Genomic DNA, 1,681 nt, shown 5'->3' on the forward strand with positions numbered 1-1,681 from the left:
GCTCTCGACACCCATTTTAGCGATTTACCCCTAGAAGCCTCCAGAAGGCGATTCTACGGGCGATGCCTCCCGGAAAGGGAATCGCTCCACCCACAAAGCAGTAGAAACGGCCAAAATGCGGCATGCCGAGATAGGACGGGCAATAATAGATAAGACAGTCTTAGAAAAATCGGCTTAGGTGGTCTCGATATTGCCTGGCATTCTGGTATGGTTTTCTGGTTATCTGGTCTGTAAATCTGGCATACCAGTCTGGCATTCTGGCTATATGGTATACTAAAGGCACAAAATCACCCGATAAGGGCTAGGAGTTTTGCTGAGAACGAAGCGCAGGAAGAAGAGCTTTTTCGGCGCAGCTCGCGTAGAATCGCCACAGAAGGGGCTGAAGCTAGAACGGGCACTTTAGGAGAAGGGATAAGCAGGCATGAAGATCATTACCATCACGGGCTACAAAGGAGGCGTCGGGAAGAGCACCGTCGCGGTACACCTCGCAGCGTTCTTCAGCAAGAAGGGCAAGACCGTACTCGTAGACGGAGATCCCAATCGAACGTCCGTCGCTTGGGCGGAGCGCGGTTCTCTGCCCTTTGAGGTCGTGGATCAGCGCCAAGCTATGAAAGCTGTCGCGGGTGCGGACTTCATCGTCATCGACACACCTGCCCGTCCCGACTCCGATGACCTCAAGGAGCTGGCCAAGGGCTGCGACTTGATCGTCTTGCCCACTGCTCCTGACGTGCTCAGCCTCCAGCCCATGCTAGAGACTTGCCGAGCGCTTCCTGGGGCCAAGTACCGGGCACTCCTGACTATCGTGCCACCCCACCCCAGCCGAGAGGGGGAGATCATGCAGGCAGAGCTACGCCAGGCGGGGATAGAGGTCTTCGACGCGATGATCCGGCGCACCGTGGGATTCCCCAAGTCGGCACTGGCGGGCACGACCGTGGAAACGCTCGATGATCCACGGCAGAAGACGGCTTGGGGCGACTTTGAGAGCCTCGGTCAAGAGATACTGTAGCTGATCTGAGGACTTGGAAGTTTAAGGAGAAAGAAAATGAGACATGAATAAGCCACGTTATGCGGACATTATCCAGAAGGCTCGGGAGTCGGAGGCAGCGGAGCCAGAGCAGGAGGCAGAGGAAGTATCCGCGTTGCCAGAAAAGCCCAACGCTAGAGTGATTGAGGAGATGGTGAATCTTTCGATCCGGGTGCCTAAGCGTTTGAGGATGCACTGGGTTGCTGAGGCGAAGCGGAGCGATACCAGCCTGACCGCTGTCATCACCGAAGCACTAAATACTAAGTTTGGGAAGGGTGAATAATGCTACCTGGCGATGCCAACTCACCAGTTGTCCAGGCACCATCTTGCTTATGAACTAGATGCATGTGGCTCAGGGTTTGGAGAATGTAGCGCAGGCACCTACGGAGGTTTTTTCTATCACCGTACTGGCGCATCATGTGGTCGTAGAGCTGCTGGGTGGAGATCGCTGTCATCCCGACTAACTGCATACGGCGCATGGCTTGGATTGTGTCGCAAAAAAACGGGATCGACTCTTCCAGAAGCAGCAGTCGAAGCGTTGCTCGATCGTCCGGGGGAAGCACGGACATCTGGTCATAGAAGCTCTCTAGCCTTGCTTTTCCCAGAGTAGAGCGCGGTCCGGCGGTGCGCTGGAGCTGGGTGATGGTCTTGAGCAAG

The 1,681-nt window shown here is 55.4% G+C and carries 3 protein-coding genes; 2 read left to right on the forward strand and 1 reads right to left on the reverse strand.

The features are described 5' to 3' along the window. The first annotated feature begins 421 nt into the window (after positions 1–421). Both ACH2EH_RS10785 and ACH2EH_RS10790 read left to right on the forward strand, forming a co-directional pair. Complete coding sequence (locus ACH2EH_RS10785; RefSeq protein WP_395141545.1) at positions 422–1,006, forward strand: AAA family ATPase; 585 nt, start codon at positions 422–424, stop codon at positions 1,004–1,006. 43 nt (positions 1,007–1,049) lie between these two features. Beyond that, entirely contained in the window at positions 1,050–1,307 is a 258-nt protein-coding gene (locus ACH2EH_RS10790) for a hypothetical protein (RefSeq protein ID WP_395141547.1), read from the forward strand. Here ACH2EH_RS10790 and ACH2EH_RS10795 read toward each other — a convergent pair. Next, on the reverse strand, positions 1,285–1,681 hold a 397-nt coding region (locus tag ACH2EH_RS10795; protein WP_395141549.1), incomplete at its 5' end, for a hypothetical protein. The two genes, ACH2EH_RS10790 and ACH2EH_RS10795, sit on opposite strands and share 23 nt — an antisense overlap.

Origin of the sequence: Armatimonas sp. (assembly GCF_043760365.1) — a bacterium.
Taxonomy (GTDB): Bacteria; Armatimonadota; Armatimonadia; order Armatimonadales; family Armatimonadaceae; genus Armatimonas.